Origin of the sequence: Sphingobium yanoikuyae, assembly GCF_013001025.1 — a bacterium.
Taxonomy (GTDB): Bacteria; Pseudomonadota; Alphaproteobacteria; order Sphingomonadales; family Sphingomonadaceae; genus Sphingobium; species Sphingobium yanoikuyae_A.
In genome coordinates this window covers 1,768,427-1,787,240 of sequence record NZ_CP053021.1, presented here as the reverse complement: position 1 = coordinate 1,787,240, position 18,814 = coordinate 1,768,427, and the positions used below count along the sequence as shown (strand labels likewise).

General features: G+C 63.6%; 18 protein-coding genes. 4 read left to right on the top strand and 14 right to left on the bottom strand.

Features of this window, described 5'->3' with window-relative positions; genetic code table 11:
* Window positions 1-5 precede the first annotated feature (5 nt).
* Window positions 6-785: a FadR/GntR family transcriptional regulator gene (locus HH800_RS08970; RefSeq protein WP_169860800.1), complete on the bottom strand. Its 780-nt coding sequence runs from the start codon at window positions 783-785 to the stop codon at window positions 6-8.
* Between the two features lie 140 nt (window positions 786-925).
* Between HH800_RS08970 and HH800_RS08965 the strand changes: the two genes are divergently transcribed.
* Together HH800_RS08965 and HH800_RS08960 are read left to right on the top strand one after the other, a co-directional pair.
* Window positions 926-1,720: an enoyl-CoA hydratase/isomerase family protein gene (locus tag HH800_RS08965; protein WP_169860799.1), complete on the top strand. Its 795-nt coding sequence runs from the start codon at window positions 926-928 to the stop codon at window positions 1,718-1,720.
* Window positions 1,705-2,508 carry an SDR family oxidoreductase gene (locus tag HH800_RS08960; RefSeq protein WP_235682067.1) on the top strand — a complete coding sequence of 268 codons (804 nt, stop codon included), beginning with the start codon at window positions 1,705-1,707 and terminating at the stop codon, window positions 2,506-2,508. Before HH800_RS08965 ends, HH800_RS08960 begins: the two co-directional genes overlap by 16 nt.
* A 401-nt stretch (window positions 2,509-2,909) precedes the next feature.
* Here the strand turns inward: HH800_RS08960 and HH800_RS08955 are convergent, their stop codons facing one another.
* Together HH800_RS08955 and HH800_RS08950 are read right to left on the bottom strand one after the other, a co-directional pair.
* Window positions 2,910-4,220: an amidohydrolase family protein gene (locus HH800_RS08955; protein ID WP_169860798.1), complete on the bottom strand. Its 1,311-nt coding sequence runs from the start codon at window positions 4,218-4,220 to the stop codon at window positions 2,910-2,912.
* Window positions 4,221-4,448: 228 nt separating this feature from the next.
* Window positions 4,449-4,865 (bottom strand): Zn-ribbon domain-containing OB-fold protein, encoded by a 417-nt coding sequence (locus HH800_RS08950; RefSeq protein ID WP_066856906.1) that lies wholly within the window; start codon window positions 4,863-4,865, stop codon window positions 4,449-4,451.
* A gap of 83 nt (window positions 4,866-4,948) precedes the next feature.
* Between HH800_RS08950 and HH800_RS08945 the strand changes: the two genes are divergently transcribed.
* A complete protein-coding gene (locus HH800_RS08945) occupies window positions 4,949-6,121 on the top strand; it encodes a thiolase family protein (protein WP_206379204.1) in 1,173 nt (390 codons plus the stop codon).
* A 45-nt stretch (window positions 6,122-6,166) separates the two neighbouring features.
* On the opposite strand, the gene HH800_RS08940 is transcribed toward HH800_RS08945, so the two are convergent.
* The 10 genes from HH800_RS08940 to HH800_RS08895 form a co-directional block, all read right to left on the bottom strand.
* On the bottom strand, window positions 6,167-7,669 hold the full coding sequence (locus HH800_RS08940; RefSeq protein ID WP_169860796.1) for a class I adenylate-forming enzyme family protein: 1,503 nt from the start codon (window positions 7,667-7,669) through the stop codon (window positions 6,167-6,169).
* A gap of 18 nt (window positions 7,670-7,687) precedes the next feature.
* A complete protein-coding gene (locus HH800_RS08935) occupies window positions 7,688-7,996 on the bottom strand; it encodes a hypothetical protein (RefSeq protein ID WP_169860795.1) in 309 nt (102 codons plus the stop codon).
* Between the two features lie 24 nt (window positions 7,997-8,020).
* Complete coding sequence (locus HH800_RS08930; protein ID WP_169860794.1) at window positions 8,021-9,250, bottom strand: CaiB/BaiF CoA transferase family protein; 1,230 nt, start codon at window positions 9,248-9,250, stop codon at window positions 8,021-8,023.
* Window positions 9,251-9,487: 237 nt separating this feature from the next.
* The gene (locus tag HH800_RS08925; RefSeq protein ID WP_169860793.1) at window positions 9,488-10,858 is read right to left on the bottom strand and encodes a phosphotransferase family protein; all 1,371 of its coding nucleotides are present in this window, start codon (window positions 10,856-10,858) and stop codon (window positions 9,488-9,490) included.
* Window positions 10,855-11,910, bottom strand: a complete 1,056-nt coding sequence (locus HH800_RS08920; protein WP_066856920.1) for a DUF7065 domain-containing protein — start codon at window positions 11,908-11,910, stop codon at window positions 10,855-10,857. The genes HH800_RS08925 and HH800_RS08920 overlap by 4 nt, the downstream gene beginning before the upstream one ends.
* Before the next feature lie 118 nt (window positions 11,911-12,028).
* The gene (locus tag HH800_RS08915) at window positions 12,029-12,727 is read right to left on the bottom strand and encodes an enoyl-CoA hydratase-related protein (protein ID WP_235682066.1); all 699 of its coding nucleotides are present in this window, start codon (window positions 12,725-12,727) and stop codon (window positions 12,029-12,031) included.
* Entirely contained in the window at window positions 12,720-13,577 is an 858-nt protein-coding gene (locus HH800_RS08910; protein ID WP_169860792.1) for an SDR family NAD(P)-dependent oxidoreductase, read from the bottom strand. The genes HH800_RS08915 and HH800_RS08910 overlap by 8 nt, the downstream gene beginning before the upstream one ends.
* A gap of 77 nt (window positions 13,578-13,654) precedes the next feature.
* Window positions 13,655-15,043 carry an amidohydrolase family protein gene (locus tag HH800_RS08905; RefSeq protein WP_169860791.1) on the bottom strand — a complete coding sequence of 463 codons (1,389 nt, stop codon included), beginning with the start codon at window positions 15,041-15,043 and terminating at the stop codon, window positions 13,655-13,657.
* Window positions 15,040-16,044, bottom strand: a complete 1,005-nt coding sequence (locus HH800_RS08900) for a CoA transferase (protein ID WP_169860790.1) — start codon at window positions 16,042-16,044, stop codon at window positions 15,040-15,042. Before HH800_RS08900 ends, HH800_RS08905 begins: the two co-directional genes overlap by 4 nt.
* On the bottom strand, window positions 16,041-17,042 hold the full coding sequence (locus tag HH800_RS08895; RefSeq protein WP_169860789.1) for an enoyl-CoA hydratase/isomerase family protein: 1,002 nt from the start codon (window positions 17,040-17,042) through the stop codon (window positions 16,041-16,043). Before HH800_RS08895 ends, HH800_RS08900 begins: the two co-directional genes overlap by 4 nt.
* Before the next feature lie 178 nt (window positions 17,043-17,220).
* Between HH800_RS08895 and HH800_RS08890 the strand changes: the two genes are divergently transcribed.
* On the top strand, window positions 17,221-17,874 hold the full coding sequence (locus HH800_RS08890) for a TetR family transcriptional regulator (RefSeq protein ID WP_169860788.1): 654 nt from the start codon (window positions 17,221-17,223) through the stop codon (window positions 17,872-17,874).
* A gap of 17 nt (window positions 17,875-17,891) precedes the next feature.
* Here HH800_RS08890 and HH800_RS08885 read toward each other — a convergent pair whose 3' ends face one another.
* Window positions 17,892-18,812: an acyl-CoA dehydrogenase family protein gene (locus HH800_RS08885; protein ID WP_169860787.1), complete on the bottom strand. Its 921-nt coding sequence runs from the start codon at window positions 18,810-18,812 to the stop codon at window positions 17,892-17,894.
* Between the last annotated feature and the right edge of the window lie 2 nt (window positions 18,813-18,814).

The window sequence follows — 18,814 nt, the reverse complement described above, 5'->3', positions numbered from 1 at the left end:
ATCGGCTAATCCAACACTTCGATCAGGCTGTCGGCTTGGTCAGGCTCCAGCCAGGACTTGTTTGCATTGATAACATGCAGACGCCAATGCGCTTCCGCTTTGTCGCCATCGCCTGCTTCGATCAGCGCCACCAGCTTGCGGAAGGACCGAATACCGCCCAGCGATCGCTTGCGCTGGATCTCGTCCGAAACGGCGCGCCTCTCGAGATGCTCGACCTGATACCGGGCCACCACGCCATGCAGGATGGTCGTGAGGAACAGCAGCGTCTGATTGCCCCCCAACTCGACCAGAATACGATGGAACTCAGCCAGACCGATCATGAAATCGACATAGCGGGCTTCCTCGACCATCGCCTGCAAACGATCGATTTCACTCGTCAGTCGGCCGACGACATCCTTGGGCGGCTTTTCCGCCAGGCGCCGTGCAATATAAGGCTCAATCGCGAGCCGCGCCTCGTAGATGTCGCCGACGGTCGTACCCTGGGACTGCAAAACGAATCCTGCGTAACGCGACACGCTTTCGACGCGCGGCGCATGAACCCGGGCACCGGTACGCGACCCGCGACCGACGCTGATGAGCATTTCGGCTTCAAGGATGCGAAACGCCTCTCGCAACGTGGGGCGGGATATACCCAGCGTCACCATCAATTGGCCTTCGGGCGGTAGAAAATCGCCCTCCTTCAGCTCGCCGCGCACAATGCGCTTGCGAATATGATCAGCAACAACTTCGGATGTCTTGGGCACGCGAATAGGCCCGGCTGCCGGCGGCGCCTGGTCAGTTGTCATCTCGTTACGCACGCGGGACAAATTCATCTCCCCAAAAAGGTGAACCTTGTTCTAAAACCGGCGGCGGGAGCTTGGCAAGCTTGCACATATCGGCACGGCGGAATAAGGCCTATCTAACCTAGTTATAGGGGAACGTCCCGATGGAATATGAAACTATCATCGTCACAAAGACCGATCATGTGGCCACCGTCACGATCAACCGACCCGAAGCGCTGAACTCCTTTACCAAACGGATGCTGGAAGAGTTCGACTATCTGTGGAAGGATATATCGGCCGACGATGATGTCCATTGCGTCGTGCTGCGGGCAGCGAAGGGGCGGGCTTTCTCGACGGGCGTGGACGTCAAGGACAGCCAGACGCCCGAAGGCAAGATCATGCACGACAATATCTGGACCGCGCAGGATCCTGGTGACTTCCTGGGCCCCAAGGCCAATCGCTGCTGGAAGCCAGTGGTCTGCGCCGTGCACGGCATGGCTGCGGGCGGCGCCTTCTACTGGATCAACGAGAGCGACATCATCATCTGCTCGGACGAAGCGACCTTCTTTGACCCCCATGTCACCTATGGCATGACGTCGGCGCTGGAACCCATCGGTGCGACCTATCGGATGCCATTGGGCGACGTACTGCGCATGGCCCTCCTCGGCAATGACGAGCGGATCGGCGCGGAGACCGCCAAGCGGATCGGATTGGTGAGCGAAGTCGTCACCCTGGAGCGGCTTTGGGAGCGGGCTGACGAACTGGGGCGGCAGATCGCAGCCAAGCCGCCCGCTGCCACGCAGGGCACAGTGCGTGCGATCTGGGAGTCGCTGGACCAGACCCGTACCGGCGCGCTCCAGACGGGTCTCAAATATTGTTTTCTCGGCAACCCCATCGGGACCGCGCAGGTCGATCGCTGGGCAATCATGAACAATGCCAAGAAGTGGGAAATTCGCTGAGCGCGTCGACCGACAGATCGGGGCGTGTCGCCGGCAAAAAGGCACTGGTCACCGGCGGTGCGCAAGGCCTGGGCGCGGCGAGCGCCTGGATGCTCGCGCGCCATGGTGCCAAGGTCGCAATCGCTGACCTGAACCTGTCCGGCGCCGCCGCCCTGGCGGACGCGATCAATGTGGAACTGGGCACCGGCACAGCCTGCGCCTTCTTCCTCGACGTCACGGACGAGGAAGGGTGGCGACCGGTCATCGACGCGGCGGCGGCGGCGATGGGCGGCCTGTCAGTACTGGTCAACAACGCCGGCATCGCGCCCATGGGCACGATCGAGGATATGCCGACCGACCTTTGGGACCGGACCATGGCGATTAATGTCGACAGCGTCTTCTTCGGCAGTCGCGCCGCACTGCGCGTGATGCGTGACCATATGCCCGGATCGATCGTCAATATCTCGTCGATCGCGGGGATGATCGCGAGCGCCAACTTCGTAGGCTACAATACGTCCAAGGCGGCCGTGTGGATGCTCAGCAAATCCATTGCCCTCTACTGTGCACGCGAAGGCCTCGATATACGGTGCAACTCAGTGCACCCTACCTTTGTCAACACGCCGTTGCTGGACGGCATCGGGCGTGGGACGCAGGAAGAGCGGCTCGCCAAGCTCGCGCGGCAGATCCCGATTGGTCGTGTCGGGGAACCCGATGATGTCGCCTATGCCGTCCTCTATCTCGCGTCCGACGAAAGCCGGATGATGACGGGCGCCGAACTCAAGCTGGATGGCGGCATTTCGGCGATGTGAGGTATCCGGCCGGACAGCGCGCTGGGACCAATCGAACGGGTTACCGGAGGCGGCGCCTGTCCCGACGGCGCGGTCGTCATCGCGGACAGACACGTCTCTTGGTCAAGCGGGCCGGGGGACGGATCAGGCGCTGCTGGAGCGGCCCTACCGACGCTATTGCCGTCGGGCGGAAGGCGTCGCGGTCAGACGAAAGACCCTTCCTATGTTGCCAAACTTGCAGGCTTAACCCGTGAGCAAGCGGCAACCGGACGGATCCCGGCCCAAGGCAACCCCGCGCTGCTCGCGCTGCGACGATCCGCGCCATGGTCCAGTTGCCCACGCCGCCCCCCCCCAAAAAAAACGGGGCGGGGCCATGGCGACGGCTCGCCTTGTCCCCGCGACTTCATCTTTTCGGCCGCTCCTCAGGCCGCAGCGAACATCGCCATGATCTCGCCCGACGTGACCGGACGGCGGGCATCGCCGACGGTGTGCATACTGTCCGTCTTCAACCCACCCAGCCCCTGGCGCGGGCTGACATCGACGTCCTTACCCAATTCGCGCAGATGCCCGACGGTGCAGTTCTGGCGGCCGCCCAGCGCCTCAATCGGGTTGAAATTCATCACCCGCATGGCATTTTCGTGCGTGACCTTGTTAATCACCCCGTCGCTAAGACCTTGAACCGACAGCCATAGATGTTCCGGGCAGTTGGGCCACAAAGTGTCGGAATGTGGATAGTCTGCTTCATAGCAAACCATATCCGGGTTCATATATTCCATGCTCTTCAGTCCGAACTGGTCGTCGATGAAGCAGGTGACGATATGGCGTTTGAACACGTCCGACGGGCGTTCGCCATTGGCGAAGTCGGTAAAGGTCCACTCATGATGATGTTCATTGGTGAAGTCGGCCCGTTCCAGGAAATAGGGAATCCAGCCGATGCCCCCTTCCGACAGGGCCATGCGCAAGTCCGGAAAATCCTTCCAGAAGCGGCCGAACAACCAGTCCGCCGCGGAATTGGCGATCGCCATCGGCATGGTCGTGATCCAGGCGTCGATCGGCGTCTCGTCAGAGGCATGTTCCGCGCGGCTGCCAGTGCCGATATGGCAGTTGAGCAGCATCTTGAGGTCGCAGCATTCCTTCCAGAACGACGTCCAATAGTCGTTATGAATGCTGGGCAGTCCGCCGCGCGCGGGATTGTCCGGGAAGGCGATATTGTGGACGCCATATTTTGACATCCGGCGCATTTCGGCGATGGTAAGGTCCATGTCCCAAAGCGGCAGGATAATCATCGGGATCAGACGATGCTTGCCGATTTCGCACCATTCCAGCACATGCCAGTCGTTCCACGCCCGAATGGCGAGCAAAGCCTCTTCACGGTTCGGGTTGGCGATGAAGGTGCCGCCGGCAAAGCCCGGCATGGTAGGGAAGTTGAGCGACCCCAGCACGCCATTGACGTTCATGTCGTCGACCCGCGCCTTGGGATCGAAGCAGCCGGGGCGCAGTTGCTCGAAGCGCGTCGGCTCCATGCCATATTCGCTGCGCGGACGACCGACGACGGCGTTGAGGCCTATGGTCGGGTAGATCTTCCCATCCCACAGCCATACGTCCTTGCCGTCCTTATCGATAATCTTGGGTGCGCGGGGCTTCTTGTCCGCCGGATAGTGGCGGACGAAGGCTTCCGGGGATTCGACGGCGTGATCGTCAACGCTGACGATGATCATGTCTTCCAGTTGCATCCTCAAAACTCCTCGCGCCATTCTTAAAACTGATATTTTGTCATTTTTATGCCCGCCCACGTGATTTTGCAAGCGGCGAATTGCGGGTTTCATTGTCATGCTGCATGTGGCGAGCCGCGCAATCGCGCGGTTCTTAACGAGGCGCTCAACGCCCTGCCGAGAATATTGGCAGCGTGTATCGACGGTGAAGAATTAACCGAACCGGTGCACGCGCTACCGGCTCGCGCGTCAGGCCGGTGCGAACACGGGCACGAACAGGCCGCCCTGCTGCTCGAACCGCACCTGCACCGCCATACCGATCGTGACATCCTGCGGATCGCAGTTCACGATGTTGGTGGCGATCCGCAGATCCTCCTGTTCCTCCAACTGCACGATGGCGATCACGTAGGGCGGCTGGACCGCAGGATTATAAGCCTGATGGTTGACGGTGTAGGTAAAGACCGTCCCGCGACCGCTCACGGGCACGCTTTCCAGCAGCGGGTCATTGTCTGCCACTGGCCAGAAGGGGTGGACGAAACGGCCGGTCTGGCGATTGCGCAACAGGTGGAGCACACCGTCCTGCCCGCCAGTCCAGAAGCTGCGATAGGTTTGGGGTAACATGTCCAGCATCCTGGGCGCGGGCTCGGCAGCCTGTAACTGACTCATTGTCATTTCTCCCGTGACAAGGGCGCGACCCTAGCTCTAGGAGAGACTTTGTCCAGTGATTCAACGACAGACAGGAGATGATGATGTCGAGCAAGAAAGCCGTGATTTCCGGCATCGGTATTTCCGACATCGGTCGCAAGACGGCGATCAGCGATCTCGACCTCACGCTCCAGTCGAGCCGCTTGGCGATCGCGGACGCGGGACTGACCGCGGCCGATCTGGACGGTGTCGCGACGCTGGGGGACACCCCGCGCGCCACCGCCTGCGCAGCGCTCGGTATCGACCCGCCTTATGCCGGGCAGGGCTATGACCGCGGTGGCCTGCTATCTTATGTCATGGCGGCGGCCGAAGCGGTCGAGGCGGGCCAGGCGCGCCATGTACTGGTCTATCGCACGGTCAAGATGATGGGCGGCAACCTGCTGGAGAATGACAAGACCGGGCTGTTCAGTGCCGGGCCTGCCGTCTCCGCCGCGCAGGTGCAAATGCCCCACGGTATGGCCGATGCACCGCAACTGATCGCCTATCATGCCTATGCCGCTACCAACTGGCTCAGTATGCATTGCCGGCGGCATATGGAATTATATGGCACCACCAAAGAGCAGTTGGGCTGGCTGGCGGTCAATACTCGCCATAATGCAGCGCGCAATCCCCAGGCGGTATTTCGCGACCCCTTCACGCTCGACGACTACATGAATGCACGCATGATCTCCACGCCGTTCGGCCTGCTCGACTGCGACATTCCGATCGATGGATCGATTGCGGTGGTCGTTTCCCATCCCGATTATGCGGCGGAATGCCCCCAACCGCCGATCCGCATAGAAGCCTTTGGCGGCAGCAGGGGCCAGGGCGCCTGGACGATGCGGTCCGATTATCCCAAGATGGCATCGGTCGATGCGGCCGCGGAAATGTGGAGCAAGACGGCGCTTCGCCCATCCGACATCGACATCGCCCAGCTCTATGACGGTTTCACCTTCCTGACCTTCGCCTGGCTGGAAGCGCTGGGTATCTGCAAGGATGGTGAGGCCGGACCGTTCGTGGAGGGCGCGAGCCGGATCGCGCTGGACGGGGAAATGCCGCTCAACACCTATGGCGGCCAGCTTTCGGCAGGGCGTATGCATGGCTATTGGATATTGCACGAAGCCTGCGTGCAGCTGCGCCGGCAGGGCGGCGCGCGGCAGGTTTCCAAGCCCATGGACGTGGCCGTGGTCGCCAATGGGGGCGGACCGATCGCCGGGTGCCTGCTCCTGACGGTATGAGGACGGCCGGGCGGGCACCAAGGCCCGCCCCCTCCCAACAACTGCTCAGACCCTGGCTGCCGCCTTCGCCAGCTCGGCTTTGAGCACGCGGCGCAGCAGCTTCCCGGTGTCGTTATAGGGGAGCTCCGCGCGAAAATCCCAGCTTTCCGGCGTTTTGGTGGAACGCAACCGCACCTTCACCCAGTCAGCCAGTTCCTGTATGCTGGGCGCCGGATCATGGGGCACGATGACCGCAGCGACCCGCTCCCCCCACTGGTCGTCGGGTAGGCCCAGCACCGCGACATCAGCGACCCCAGGATGCTGGCGCAGCACGTCCTCAATCTCGCCAGGCGAGATATTCTCGCCGCCGCGCACGATCACATCGTCCAGCCGTCCCTCGACATAGAGATAGCCATCCTCGTCGAGCCAGCCCGCATCATTGGTGGCGAACCAGCCATCGGCGCTCAGCACGCTCTTGTGGGTATATTCGCCCGCGACCTGCTCGCCGCGGACGTGAATCTCGCCAGACTCGCCGGCTGCCACGACCCGTCCCTCGGGACAGCGTATCTCCAGTTCCAGCGCTGGCAGTGGCCGACCGACCGATCCCAGGCGCCGACGCAAGGCCGGATCATCCGACCCGATCGCATCGCGATGATCCTGCGGCCCCAGCACCGCGATAGTCGAACTGGTCTCCGTCAGGCCATACGCGTTGACATAATCGACATGGGGCATGTGGGCGAGCGCGCGTTCGATCACCGGTTGCGGCATACGGCCGCCGCCATAGGACAGTGCCCGCAGGTTCGGCAGATGTTCGCCGCGCACATCCAGTATGTCGAGGATGCGGCCGAGCATTGTCGGCACCACCATGGCGTGCGTCACCTTTTCCGCCTGGACACGGTCGACCCAGGCTTCCGGCGTAAAGGCGTCGAGATAGACGAGCCGACGGCCATTGTAGATATTGGTCAGGATCGCCGAAATGCCCGCAATATGGTAGGGTGGCACACTGACCAGCGCGGCCTCCCCATCATCCGCGTCCATGAACTCGACGGTCGAGATGACATAGGAGGTCAGATTGGCGTGGCGCAGCACCGCTGCCTTGGGTTCGCCAGTCGTGCCGCTGGTGAACAGAAGCACAGCGATGTCCTCGTCGGCATAGTCCAGGTCGGCCTTGCGCCAGAGAGGATCGACACAGGCGGCGTCGAATGCGGCGCGGGCGATGAAAGTCACGCCATCCACGCCCCGGACGCGCGGCAGCATATCGGCATCGACCACAGCGATCGACGGCGCGGTGCGGGCCAGCAGCTTGCACAGGTCGGCATCCGAAAGACGGTAGTTGAGCGGAACGAACGGCTTGCCTGCAAGGCCGCTGGCGAACAGGGCAACGGGCAGCGTGGGTCCGTTGAGGCCGACGAACACCAGCCGTTCGCCCGCCTGCGCACTCACCCAGGCGGCGCCGGCGCGTGCGCGCGCCAGCAACTCGCCATAATCCATGGTCGTCCCGGCGCCTGACATGGCGATCCGGTCGGGGAAACTGTCCGCCCCCATTTCGAGCAGAAGATGCGTCTGCATGGCTTTATCGGATCCCTATCAGTCGGACGCAGGAAGCGCCTTGGCTTCCTTGAGTGCGAGCGGCACGCCATTGGCGGAGAGCGACCCTTTGCCGGCCTTGCTGCCCAGTACCTCGATGCCGATCGCATCGCTGAAATAGCGTTTGCCGACCGACGTGCCGCCGGCCAGATCGGCGGACAGTTCCAGCCCCTCCGGCACGGGCGCGTCCTTCGCGACCATCGGTGCCCCGCCGCATTCCAGCACCACATCACCCTTGGGAGGGCGCACCACGACGACTTCGGTATCGCATACCGCACTTTTCCAGCGCGATCCCGGCTTCAACTGCATGTCTTTTCCTCCTGGAAAGGGCGATCAGGCGATCGCGCCCTTGTTCTTCAGTTCCTCGATCCTGTCCCAGTCCAGGCCCAGTTCCATCAGCACCAATTCGGTATGTTCGCCGGGTTCGGGCGCGCGGGTGGTCTGGACGCCCGCCTTGTTGAACTGGACCGGATTGGCGACGAGCCGGATGGGCGCGCCGCCATCGGCGGATTCCACTTCGAAGATCAGGTCGTTGGCCAGCACCTGTTCGTCGGTCGCGACATCGAGCACCGTCTGGTAGGCAGCCCACTGGCCCCTCATCGTCTTCAGGCGCTCCAGCCAATATTTGAACGGATGCTGCTTGAAAGCTTCGCGCACCAGCGCCTGCGCATCGGCTGCATGGGCCATCAGTTCGACATCGGTCGCGAAGCGGGGATCGCTTGCATGTTCGGCGATATGCAGATGCTCGAAGACATCCTGGATGAACGGACCCGGCTTAAGAACGGTCAGATTGATGTGTCCGCCATCGGCGGTTTCGAATACACCGACAAAGGGGTTGGTGCCCGCGTCCTCTTGGCCGGGCATGGCCGACCGGAACGGAACCGTGTCCAGCTCCATCGCGACATCGATGCTGCACGCCGTGGCCCAAATGCCGGAGGAGAGCAGCGACACATCGACCTCCGTCGCCTCGCCGGTCCGTTCACGATGGAACAGCGCAGCAGCGATCCCGCCCGCCAGGTTCATGCCACCAATCGTGTCGCCATAGGCCGGGCCGGGCTGGAGTAGCGGACCACCCAGTTCGGGCGGACTGACCAGCTTGGCCGAACCACCCCGCGCCCAGAAAGCCGTGGAATCGAAACCACCCTTCTCCCGCTCCGGCCCCTTTTCGCCAAAGGCCGACCCGCGCACATAAATGATATCCGGATTGGCCGCCCGGATATGCTCCAGGTCGATCTGCAGCTTCTGCCGCTGCTGGGGCAGGTAGTTGGTCAGGAACACATCGCAGTTCCTGGCGAGTTCGTAGATCAGCTCCTGTCCTTCGGGCGTGGACACATCGATCCCGACGGAGCGCTTGCCGCGATTGGGATGCTGCATCAGGCTGCTGCGCTGCGGGTTGACTGCGAGACGCGCCAGCATCTGGATGCCGCGCTGGGCGTCTCCGCGCACCGGATGCTCGATCTTGATCACGTCGGCGCCCCAATCGGCCAGCACCGCGCCGGCTGCCGGCACATAAGTGAATTGCGCTACTTCCAGAACACGCACGCCCTCCATGACCCTGGTCATTGCGCGCTTCCAATCAGCCGGTCCGGCATCGTCCATCTCCCTATCGCGCCACGCCTCCGCCCAATGCGGAGATCAATAGCTGACATTGTGTCAGTCTTTTATCGTGCGATGGGACGCATGTAAACCGTCATCCGATATCTGCCCAAACGGGCGCGTGGGGCGCAAAATTCGAGGACATGGTTCAAGGTCGCCCGGCGCGACGCGGCCGGGCGGGTCCAGACAAGCCCTGCCTCTATGCTATTCCAGCGGCGCGAAGTGGGTTGTTGCCAGGCTGCCCATGGCGTCGGCCATCAGGGCATTCTCCCGAACGACGCGGGCATGGACCAGCGAGATCGCAACCGCCCTGTCGATCGTCCCGGCCAGCACCGCGTCGCGCAGCGCCTCACGACCTTCGGTCCGAGTTGCGAAGGATCGCCCCAGCGCCCGCGCCAGTTCGTTGCGCTCGGCCGCGTCATAGCAAGGGCCGTAGCGGGCATGGGCCTGCCACCATTTGACGAGCCGGGCGAGTCCCTTGGCCTTGACCGACGCCTGCTGGTCGGCAATGCGCGGCACGATGATATCGCGCAGATCGTCAAGGGCGATGTTGAAAGACCGATCGAGCGCGCCGGGCGCGGCATCGGGCATCTCGACTTCGGGCAGGTCGATGCCGCTCGCTTCCGCCAGCGCTTGCGCCAGCACGCGACGATGGACCATCGAATAGACCATGTTCATGCCAAGGTTGGGCGGCGGCGGCGCGTCCGGATCCTCATGGCGGGCGCGACTGGCGAAACAGGTCTGGAACAAGAGACGCCAGTACCGCACCCGATCGAGATCGACCGTCTCGCCGCCGGCAGCCTCATAGGCGGCGAAGGCTTCGGGCAGCGGCACCAGCGGCTGGAACAGCCCGCGCAGGCACAGCATCGCCATGTCCGCCATCGGATCGCCGAAATGGACCAGCTCCCAGTCGAGCAGCGCCGTCACCCGGTCGCCCTCGAACATGAAATTGCCTGCCCCCCAGTCGCCATGAACGACGACAACGCGGGCGGGTTCGGGTGGCACGTTGTTTTCCAGCCAGTCAAGCGCAAGATGGATCAGCGGGTCGTCGCCATGAGCGCGCACATGCGCGCGGATCGCCTGCGTCCGCGTCAATATCTCGTCACGCACGGTCCGCACGGCGCCCAGCCCCTCCACGCTCGCGGCATCGATGCGATGAAGCGCCGCCAGCTGGCCCATCAGGTCGGCCGCGATGGCAGAGCGCAGCGCGGGATCACGAACGGTATGAAAATTGGCTTCGCCTGCCACCTTTTCCGTCACAAGCGCGCGCAGTTCGGGCACGCTGGTGATGTAAGGAGCCGTTCGGACGCCAGCATCGCGGAGAGGTCCAGACAAGGCCCGCAATATGCCGGCCTCGCGCAGGAAAGCGGCATCGTCGCCCGCTCCCGCCCGATCGACATCGTGATTCATATAGGCGTGACGGACTGTCCCATCGGGCCATTGCAGGGATAGCTCGGCGCCGGAGCGCGACGCCCCGCCGCCGCCGCGCGGCACCACCTGCGTGATGATGGCGCTGGCGGCCCGCTCCACCGCATCGCCCAGACCTTGGGGGAGAAGCGCCTTGGGATCGCTCACCGCGTCGTCCTCAGCGCATTCAACATTCGCGCGAAATGGTCGCCCACCCATACGTCCTGATCCTCGCCCCAGCCGATCTTGCCGTCCATCTCCCACCGCATCAACTGGTTGAGACCGTAGCCGCCCTCGCTCATCCGGCTGACCGATTGGCCTTCGGCTTCAAGCGTGCGACCGGTGGTATCGGCGAGATCGACCAACATATGGCTGTTCCAGCCCGCGACGGGATCGCGGAAATTGAGCATCCGCGATTTCGTCTTGTCGATCTCTCCGAACACGCCGTCCTTGAGCAACCAGCCGACATTCATTGGCGCCCACCCTTTCGCATCGCCATCCTGCATCCGCACGAAGCCGAGAAAGCCGGTCTGGAAGTCGAGGCTGTGGCCATAAATATAGTCGATCCGTCCCCGCCCGCGCTCGCGCTCGATCTGGCGCCAGAGCGGCCCACCCGGATGCTTCACCCGCTGGCTGTCGTCGGCATGTCTCTTCTGACTGGTCTGATACGGGCCGCCGCGCGGTCCCCAGGTCCGATCCCGCACGCCCACGCCGTCGATCGCGATCTTCTCGCCGCGCAAGGTCATAGTGCCCATGACATGGCCCAGCTGGTCGAAATGCGGCGTCTGCATGAATGGCGGCTCGCCCGGCTGGAAGCGGTGCGGCGGATGGACGCCGCTATGTATGAAATCGAGCGCGAAGCCGCGCTCCTTGTCCTCATAGGCCAGATGATATTTCATCCCGGGCTCCAGCATCTTGAGGCTGTAGCCGCCCTTCGGGAAGCTGATGTCGCGCAGGTCCGGGTCGTCCGGCATCGGCGCTTCCTCGACCTTCTTGTAATAGGCCAGCCGTCCCGGCTCGATCCCCTGATCGTCCCAGACGAAGATGCGCCAGGTCACCGTCTTGCGGTTGGGATAATAGGGCGTGTGGATCCAGCAGCCGATCTTGCGCTCGGGTATATTGAACGACCACCAGTTGGTTTCCGTCTCATAGGGATCGTCCGACAGTTGGTGATAGCAATCATCTTCCGGCATGAAGGCCAGGTGCGGGTCGGCGGTCATCTCATTCTCCCTTGAACTGAGGAGCGCGTTTTTCGATCAGAGCGCTTACCCCTTCGCGATAGTCGGCGGTGGCATGGCTCATCACCTGCGCCGTTGCCGCATCTTCCAGCGCCGCGTCTTAGGTGGCGCTCTGCCCCTGACGCAGCAGCGATTTGGTGAGGCGCAGAGAATGGGGCGGCTGCGCGCAAATCCGTCCGGCCAGCGAAAGTGCCTCGTCCATCAGCCTTTCATGCACAACTACCCGGCTGAGCAGCCCCCATGCCATGGCGGTATCCGCGTCGATCAGGTCGCCGGTGAAGAACAATTCCGACGCGCGGCTCATGCCGATGGTGCGCGGCAGCAGCCAGGCGCCGCCATCGCCCGGTACAAGTCCCAGCTTGAGGAAGGTGACGCCGAATTTCGCCCGGTCAGACGCGATGCGGATGTCGGCCATGCAGGCAACGTCACAGCTCAGGCCGATGGCGGCAGCGTTGACCGCTGCGATAAGCGGCAGGTCAAGGCCATGGATCGCCCGCGCCGCGCCATGGATATTGTTACGGTAATGATCGCGGGTGATGAGGCCACCACGCGAAAAGGCGCTCTCCGAATCTGCCATCGCCTTGACATCGCCGCCAACGGAAAAGGCCCGCCCCGCGCCGGTCAGGATCGCGCGGCGAACTGGCAGATCGGCGTTGAGATCCTCGCAGATCGCCTCGATCGCCGCGCCGTCGCCCTTGTGTCCGAGCGGGTTCATCGCGTCGGGACGGTCGAGGGTCAGGATGGCGATTTCGCCGGGCCGCTCGACGATCATCGGCGGCCTTGTCGTGCTCTCAGTCAAAATTCAGTCCTTCCGCCAAGGTCCAGTTGCCCCGTGTGCCTCGGTGCCATCCAGACGCCGCCATCGTCCCGCCATCAACCGGCAGGGTAACGCCGGTGATATAGCTCGCAAGATCCGAACAGAGGAAGGCAACCGCGTCGCCACACTCCATGTCCACGCCCTCGCGACCCAGCGGTATGGCGCGGCACATCGCGTCCTCTATTTGAGGGCTGGGCTGGGCCCAACTGGTCGGATCGACCGGCCCGGACCGATTGCCGCGATTGCCCGGCGTCACCGTGTGGTCTGGCGCGATGCAGTTTACCCGGATGCCGTCGGCCGACAGCTCCAGCGCCATCGACTTGGTGAAGCTTTCCATCGCGGCCTTGCATGCGGCATAAACCGCAAAACCGGGGGCGGCGCGTGACCCTCCCATACTGCTGACGCCGACGATCGCGCCGCCCTGCCCGCCGCGCCGCATGATCGGGATGACGGCATGGGTAGCGGTCAACATGCTGGTAAAGTTGATATCGATATGGCGCTGCCAGCTTCGCTGAGACTGGTCGGCGAACATTCGACGCGAGACACCGCCGGCATTGTTCACCAATATGTCGACCCTGCCGAATTGCGCATCGACGGCGGCTACCAGCGCTCGAACCTGATCGTCATCCATCACGTCCAGGGGAAAGGCCAGCGCCTCCCGGCCTGATTCGCGAATACGTGCAGCGGTTTCCTCGCAGCGTTCAGTGACGATGTCGCCGATCGCTACATGCGCACCGGCTTCCGCCAGGCGAATCGCGATCGCCCGTCCGATACCGCCGCCACCGCCCGTGACCACAGCTGTTCTGCCGCTCAGGTCGATCAATAGGGTCATGCCACCTCTCCGGCTAAGGACGCCTTGTCGGCTTTCATTAACTGACGCAATGTCATCTTGGCACCGGAGTGTCAAACCTAGTCGCGATGATAGAGTATTCTGCCATCTCGCATGGTCATTTTAACGTAGGTCGATGATGGCGCGGCAAGCACTCGGTCCAATGGCCGGTCGAGCAGGCACAGGTCGGCCGGCTCGCCGATCGCGATATGGCGCGGCGTCCCGCCCGGATCATCGAGCGGCGACAAATAGCGATCCAGCGCGGCTCTCGGCGTCAGCATCTCGTTTGCCCCGACCACCGCCCCTGACGGCGCTCTGCGATCGATACTAGTCGCCATGCTGATCCATGGATCAAGCGGTCCATAAGGCGCGTCGCTACTGCCCGCTACCCTGACGCCGCCGCGTAGCAAAGACGCAGACCGATAGAGATCTGGCTGATCCTGCGTTGCCACGTCGCGCAGATATCGGTCGCCCCGCGCGGCGATGAAACCCGCCTGGGTCACAACCCGGAGGCCCGCATCGCGGATCGCGCCAATTGCATCAGGCGGAATGACGCTGCCATGCTCGATCCGGTCGCCATCTCGACATCCCGCTTCGGCGAAGGCGGCGAGGGTAAAGGCCAGTTCCGTCGCGGTGACGCAATGAACCGCTACCATCCGGCCATTTTCATGGGCATCGGCGATCTTTGCCACCATGATGTCGAAGGGCGGCAACGCACTCGCATCGATCAATATCTTGACCGGCCCGACCGTAAAGGCGAGGTCCGCCGGCGCCTCCAACGGCCCACCACTCATCAGCATCAGCTTTTGAGGCAATGCGCCCGTCCGCACCGCATGGGCCAGCAGTATGGCAGACTGCGGATCATTGGAAACGCTCGCATCGGCCAGCGCCGTGACGCCATAGCGCGCCAGTTCGCGGCCCAGCGGCGCCAGGTCGGGCGGTTCAGCCACTAGGCGGCCGCGCAGCCAATCATCGCCGCGCCAGATACGCCCGGTCGGTCGTCCCGCGCCATCGCGCTCGACGCTGGCAGGCCAGCCGTCGGCGTCCACGCCACCCAGCACCCGATCAAGCGCCACGCCGTTCAACAGCCACAGCGCGCCGGTCTGGTCCTGCATCCGCAACGGCCGATCGGGCAGTATCGCGTCCAGATCGTCGCACGTCATCGTGTCGGCCAGCGTTGCCGGACAGCCGACCGCGCGGATCCATCCCCGCCCCTCGACCTTCGCCAGTCGCACCGCGATATCGTCCATCCCGACAACATCGTCGATGACGACCGATGATCGCCGCGCTGCGGTCGCGAGAATATGAAGATGATGATCGGCCAGACCGGGGATCAGCGCCCCGCCGTCCCCGTCGACGATCACCTCGTGCGCGCTCAATCCCCGTCCAATTTGCGCGATGCGGCCATCTGCGATCCGCACATCGACGAGATCGCCGTCAAGCGCGACCGACCGTAGCAGCATTCTCATGCCACCATGTCCACGGCACCGGCTGCGACCTGCGCCATGGCTGCATCCACCAGAATGCCACCGCCCATTTGCATCGCCCTGATCGTCGCCAATGCCGCGGCCATGCCGGTCAGCGGATCGGCCAACGCGTCGCCTATAAATTGCGGCCCGCCCTCGACCCAGTCGACCAGTCCCCCGGCCGCGGCGGCATCGTCGCCGAAGGCGACCCTGCTCCCCCCTTTGCCGGTCCAGCCATGGCCAGTTATAGCGACCCAAATAAGCGCGGGATTTGCGGCGAACAGCCGCGCCGGCGCCAGGCCGAGGCTTTCAAAGGCGCGCGGCCGGGCATTAGTGATGAGGACATCGGCGGCGCTGGCTAATGCAAGAAGCCGGGCGCGTCCAGCCTCTGTCCCAAAGGAGAAGGTCCGTTCCCTTTTCCTCCAGTTCAGCCGCTCGAAATGATGCGGCGTCGTGACGCGGGTAGGATCGGCCCGTGCCGGATCCTCGATGCGCGTCACTGGCGCGCCCATCTCCGCCAATATGGCCCCGCACAGCGGCCCGGCCCAAAGGCTCGACAGGTCGAGAACAACCGGCGCCGCCTTCGGGCTGCCGCCAGCGCCTATGGTGACGAGAGCGGGCGACAAACTACCTTTCCCAACTTCGCCGACACGCGCCACGGGCAGACCGAGCAAGAGGCCCGTTTCGATTAACTGCGCGGCGGTCGTCACCGCCGCATGATTGCGGGCCGCCTGCCATGGATCGTCGTCGATTTCTGCGCCGATCCAGGCCGGGACCAGCTCCAGGTCGCTGGGCCGCGCGAGATTGAGGGCGACCCATCCGTCCACTGCCGCCAGCATTCGGCAATAGCCGTTGGGCGATACCAACCCCGGTTCTCCAAGGTCTATGTCGCCGCTACGATCCAGCACGGCCTGCGGATCAAGCGACACGCGCCTGCCAAAGGCGGCCGTCGCCGTCTCGATCCGTTCGGCCAGCAGGACGGCGGCACGCCGGGCCGCGTTCATGCCACCTCCTCTACCAGACCCCATTGCACCGCCTCGGCCAGGCCGATCCGCCGACCGCTGAGCAGCATATAGCTGGCGCGATGCCGCCCTATGGCACGGGCCAAGGAGACTGTACCGCCCGCTCCGGGGATTAGTCCCATGTCCAGTTCCGGCAACAAAAAGAAGGTGCCTGGCCGGGCGGAGCGGTACGTTGCGGCGGCTGCGATTTCAATGCCGGACCCGATGCAGGCACCGTGCAGTTCGACGCGCGCGCGCGCTCCCAATGCATGGAGACGCGCCGCGCAGGATCGTAGCGTGCGGATCGCGTGGGCCTTCGCCATGTCGTCTGCGATGCCGAACTCGGCGAGGTCGCCACCGGTCGAGAAGCAGTCGCCCTCACCGCGCAGCGTCATGCCAGGACGGCTCGGATCGTCCAGCACGGCGCATAGCGCCTCGTGCAGTGCATCCCGCATCGGCGCACGCATCGCGTTGCGCGTATCGGGCCGGGCCAATGTGATGGTGACATGATCGTCCTCGCGCTCGACGCGGACCTGCGGCCGATCGACTTCATCGACAATTGCGCTCGGCCTCCCGCGGCCATGCCGCCACGTGCGAAATTCACCCCCGGCCAGGAGTGTCGAGTAGCCAAGCGACTCCACCGTAATTCCAAGGTCGAAAGGCAGATGATCGCAGGCGCGAGCAACATCCATCGCTATCCCGGCCGCCATCGGCGCCTTGGCCACGCGCGCTTCGATCGCCCGCCGCCGATCGTTCATCCGACTCACCGCCACGCCGACCCATGGCGATGGCGGCGCCTCGACGGTGGTCAGCAACATGTCGAAAAACGCAGGATCAAGCGACGGACACGCCCCGACCAGATCGACCCCGACGACGATCGCCCGCATATCTTGCCGATATCGGCGCGCAGTCCCTTCTGCGCTGGCCGTTGCGCAATCGACCCACATGATCGGCCGGTCGCCAAGCGGGCCGAAAGTCTCTGCGGCCAGATGATCAGTCATAGCATCTTCCATGACCACGATCCTACCCATCGCCTTGCGCAGGCGCCAGCATGATGGGTGGCGCCCACGCTGCAAAGGAAATGCCTTGTGCATTTGCAAGAATCCGATGCTTCTGCAAAGACGAACGAATGTCAGGGACGGACTTCGAACCGCCAGTACCGACGCCGCAGGAATGAATATGAAAACCGCGCTTGCGCAACCGAAAGAGAATCAAAGCGGACAACGCATGGGCGCCAAAGGTCTGAAGACCCGCCGCCGGCTGATCGACGCAACCGTAGATCTGCTAAACGGCATTCCGATCCGCGACATCAAGGTCGTGGATATCGCTGCGCGCGCTAAAACCGCATCGGCCACCTTTTATCTTTATTTCGACAGCGTAATTGAAGTGGTTTGCGCCGCAAGCGCGGAACTGGTGCAGAGCACCCCGCAGATCATGGCACTGTTCGACAGCGAATGGACCCAGGACAACAGCATGGAAAAGGCCATCAGCCTCGTCAGGCTGTACATCGCCTTCTGGGACGGACATCGGGCACTGCTGCGCACCCGCAATCTCGCCGCCGAGGAGGGCGACGTGCGATTCGTCCAAGTGCGCGAGGATTCTGTCAGGCCCCTGCTCGTTGCGCTCGCCGACCGTATCGTTGCGGCGCAGCAGGCGGGGCGCACGCCTTCTTTCGCTCCTGCCGCCGCAATGTCGGGCACGATCATGATGATGCTGGAGCGACTGGGCGCCCTGATGGATGTCCATCGCGCGCGCAGTGATGTGACCCTGGAAGGCATGATCGCCGCTTGCGCGCAACAGGTTGCGACCAGCGTAGGCTTTCCGCCAGCCTGAAGAACGCGCGCAGAAAGCTAGGCGGCCCTGTCCCAGAGCGCGTCGTACACCGCACCGGCGGCCGCATCCGCACCGCCCAGTTCTGCCTGGAGCGCACGCAGGCGATAGGTGAAGAAATGCAGCTTATGCTCGGCCGTCACTCCCATGCCGCCGTTGAACTGGTGCAGATCGAAGGCAAGCTTGCCGACATGATCCTGCGCATAGGTCGCCGCAATGTCCGCCGCGACCGCCTCGCCCGACCAGGCAGCGTACAGGGCCAGCATCCGCATCGCGCAGGCGATCTGGTGACATTGGGCGAGCCGGTGCTGCACCGCCTGGAACGATCCGACCGGCCGGCCAAACACCATACGGTCCTTCACATGCTGAACGGTCAGGGTTATCGCAGCCTTCGCCGCGCCAGCACATTCGACAGCGATGGCGACGCGATGCCATTGACGCAGCCGGGCGGCATCCCCGACGGGCCGTGCCACGGACATATCCGGTACGGTGACGAAGCGGCCATAGGGATAGGCGAAGATGGACTCGACCGGCTCCACGACCATCCCTGAAAGATCGAGCAGAACCGCCTGCCCTTTTCGCTCGGCCAGGCCATGGCGCGCCACCGGCAGCAGCCGCTGCGCCTTGCCAAGGTCGCCTGACAGCAACGCTATCGGATCGTCGAGCGTCCCGCCCAGCAATGCAGGTGCCACCAGCGCGGACGCGCCGGCGCTTGTCACGACCGGCAGCTGCGATATTTCCAGCACCACCAGCGCCGCCTCCAGCATTCCCCAATCCACCCCGACGCGCATAAAACCGTGCACATCGAGCGCATCCTGAAGGTCAGCGGCAAAATGGCTATAGTCGCGCTCATGCCCCATCGGCATGTCGCGCCATTTCGCCCCCAGAGTACGGACCGCATCCACCAGCATCTGCTGGTCGCCGTTCAGTTCCATGTCCATGG

Coding starts and splice junctions, on each gene's coding strand:
- HH800_RS08920 (WP_066856920.1), bottom strand. CDS start 11,910: ATGACCGCCGACCCGCACCTGGCCTTCATGCCGGAAGATGATTGCTAT.
- HH800_RS08940 (WP_169860796.1), bottom strand. CDS start 7,669: ATGCAGACGCATCTTCTGCTCGAAATGGGGGCGGACAGTTTCCCCGAC.
- HH800_RS08885 (WP_169860787.1), bottom strand. CDS start 18,812: ATGGACATGGAACTGAACGGCGACCAGCAGATGCTGGTGGATGCGGTC.
- HH800_RS08895 (WP_169860789.1), bottom strand. CDS start 17,042: ATGACTGATCATCTGGCCGCAGAGACTTTCGGCCCGCTTGGCGACCGG.
- HH800_RS08935 (WP_169860795.1), bottom strand. CDS start 7,996: ATGCAGTTGAAGCCGGGATCGCGCTGGAAAAGTGCGGTATGCGATACC.
- HH800_RS08930 (WP_169860794.1), bottom strand. CDS start 9,250: ATGACCAGGGTCATGGAGGGCGTGCGTGTTCTGGAAGTAGCGCAATTC.
- HH800_RS08890 (WP_169860788.1), top strand. CDS start 17,221: ATGAAAACCGCGCTTGCGCAACCGAAAGAGAATCAAAGCGGACAACGC.
- HH800_RS08955 (WP_169860798.1), bottom strand. CDS start 4,220: ATGCAACTGGAAGACATGATCATCGTCAGCGTTGACGATCACGCCGTC.
- HH800_RS08910 (WP_169860792.1), bottom strand. CDS start 13,577: ATGACCCTATTGATCGACCTGAGCGGCAGAACAGCTGTGGTCACGGGC.
- HH800_RS08965 (WP_169860799.1), top strand. CDS start 926: ATGGAATATGAAACTATCATCGTCACAAAGACCGATCATGTGGCCACC.
- HH800_RS08945 (WP_206379204.1), top strand. CDS start 4,949: ATGTCGAGCAAGAAAGCCGTGATTTCCGGCATCGGTATTTCCGACATC.
- HH800_RS08900 (WP_169860790.1), bottom strand. CDS start 16,044: ATGAACGCGGCCCGGCGTGCCGCCGTCCTGCTGGCCGAACGGATCGAG.
- HH800_RS08905 (WP_169860791.1), bottom strand. CDS start 15,043: ATGAGAATGCTGCTACGGTCGGTCGCGCTTGACGGCGATCTCGTCGAT.
- HH800_RS08950 (WP_066856906.1), bottom strand. CDS start 4,865: ATGAGTCAGTTACAGGCTGCCGAGCCCGCGCCCAGGATGCTGGACATG.
- HH800_RS08970 (WP_169860800.1), bottom strand. CDS start 785: ATGACAACTGACCAGGCGCCGCCGGCAGCCGGGCCTATTCGCGTGCCC.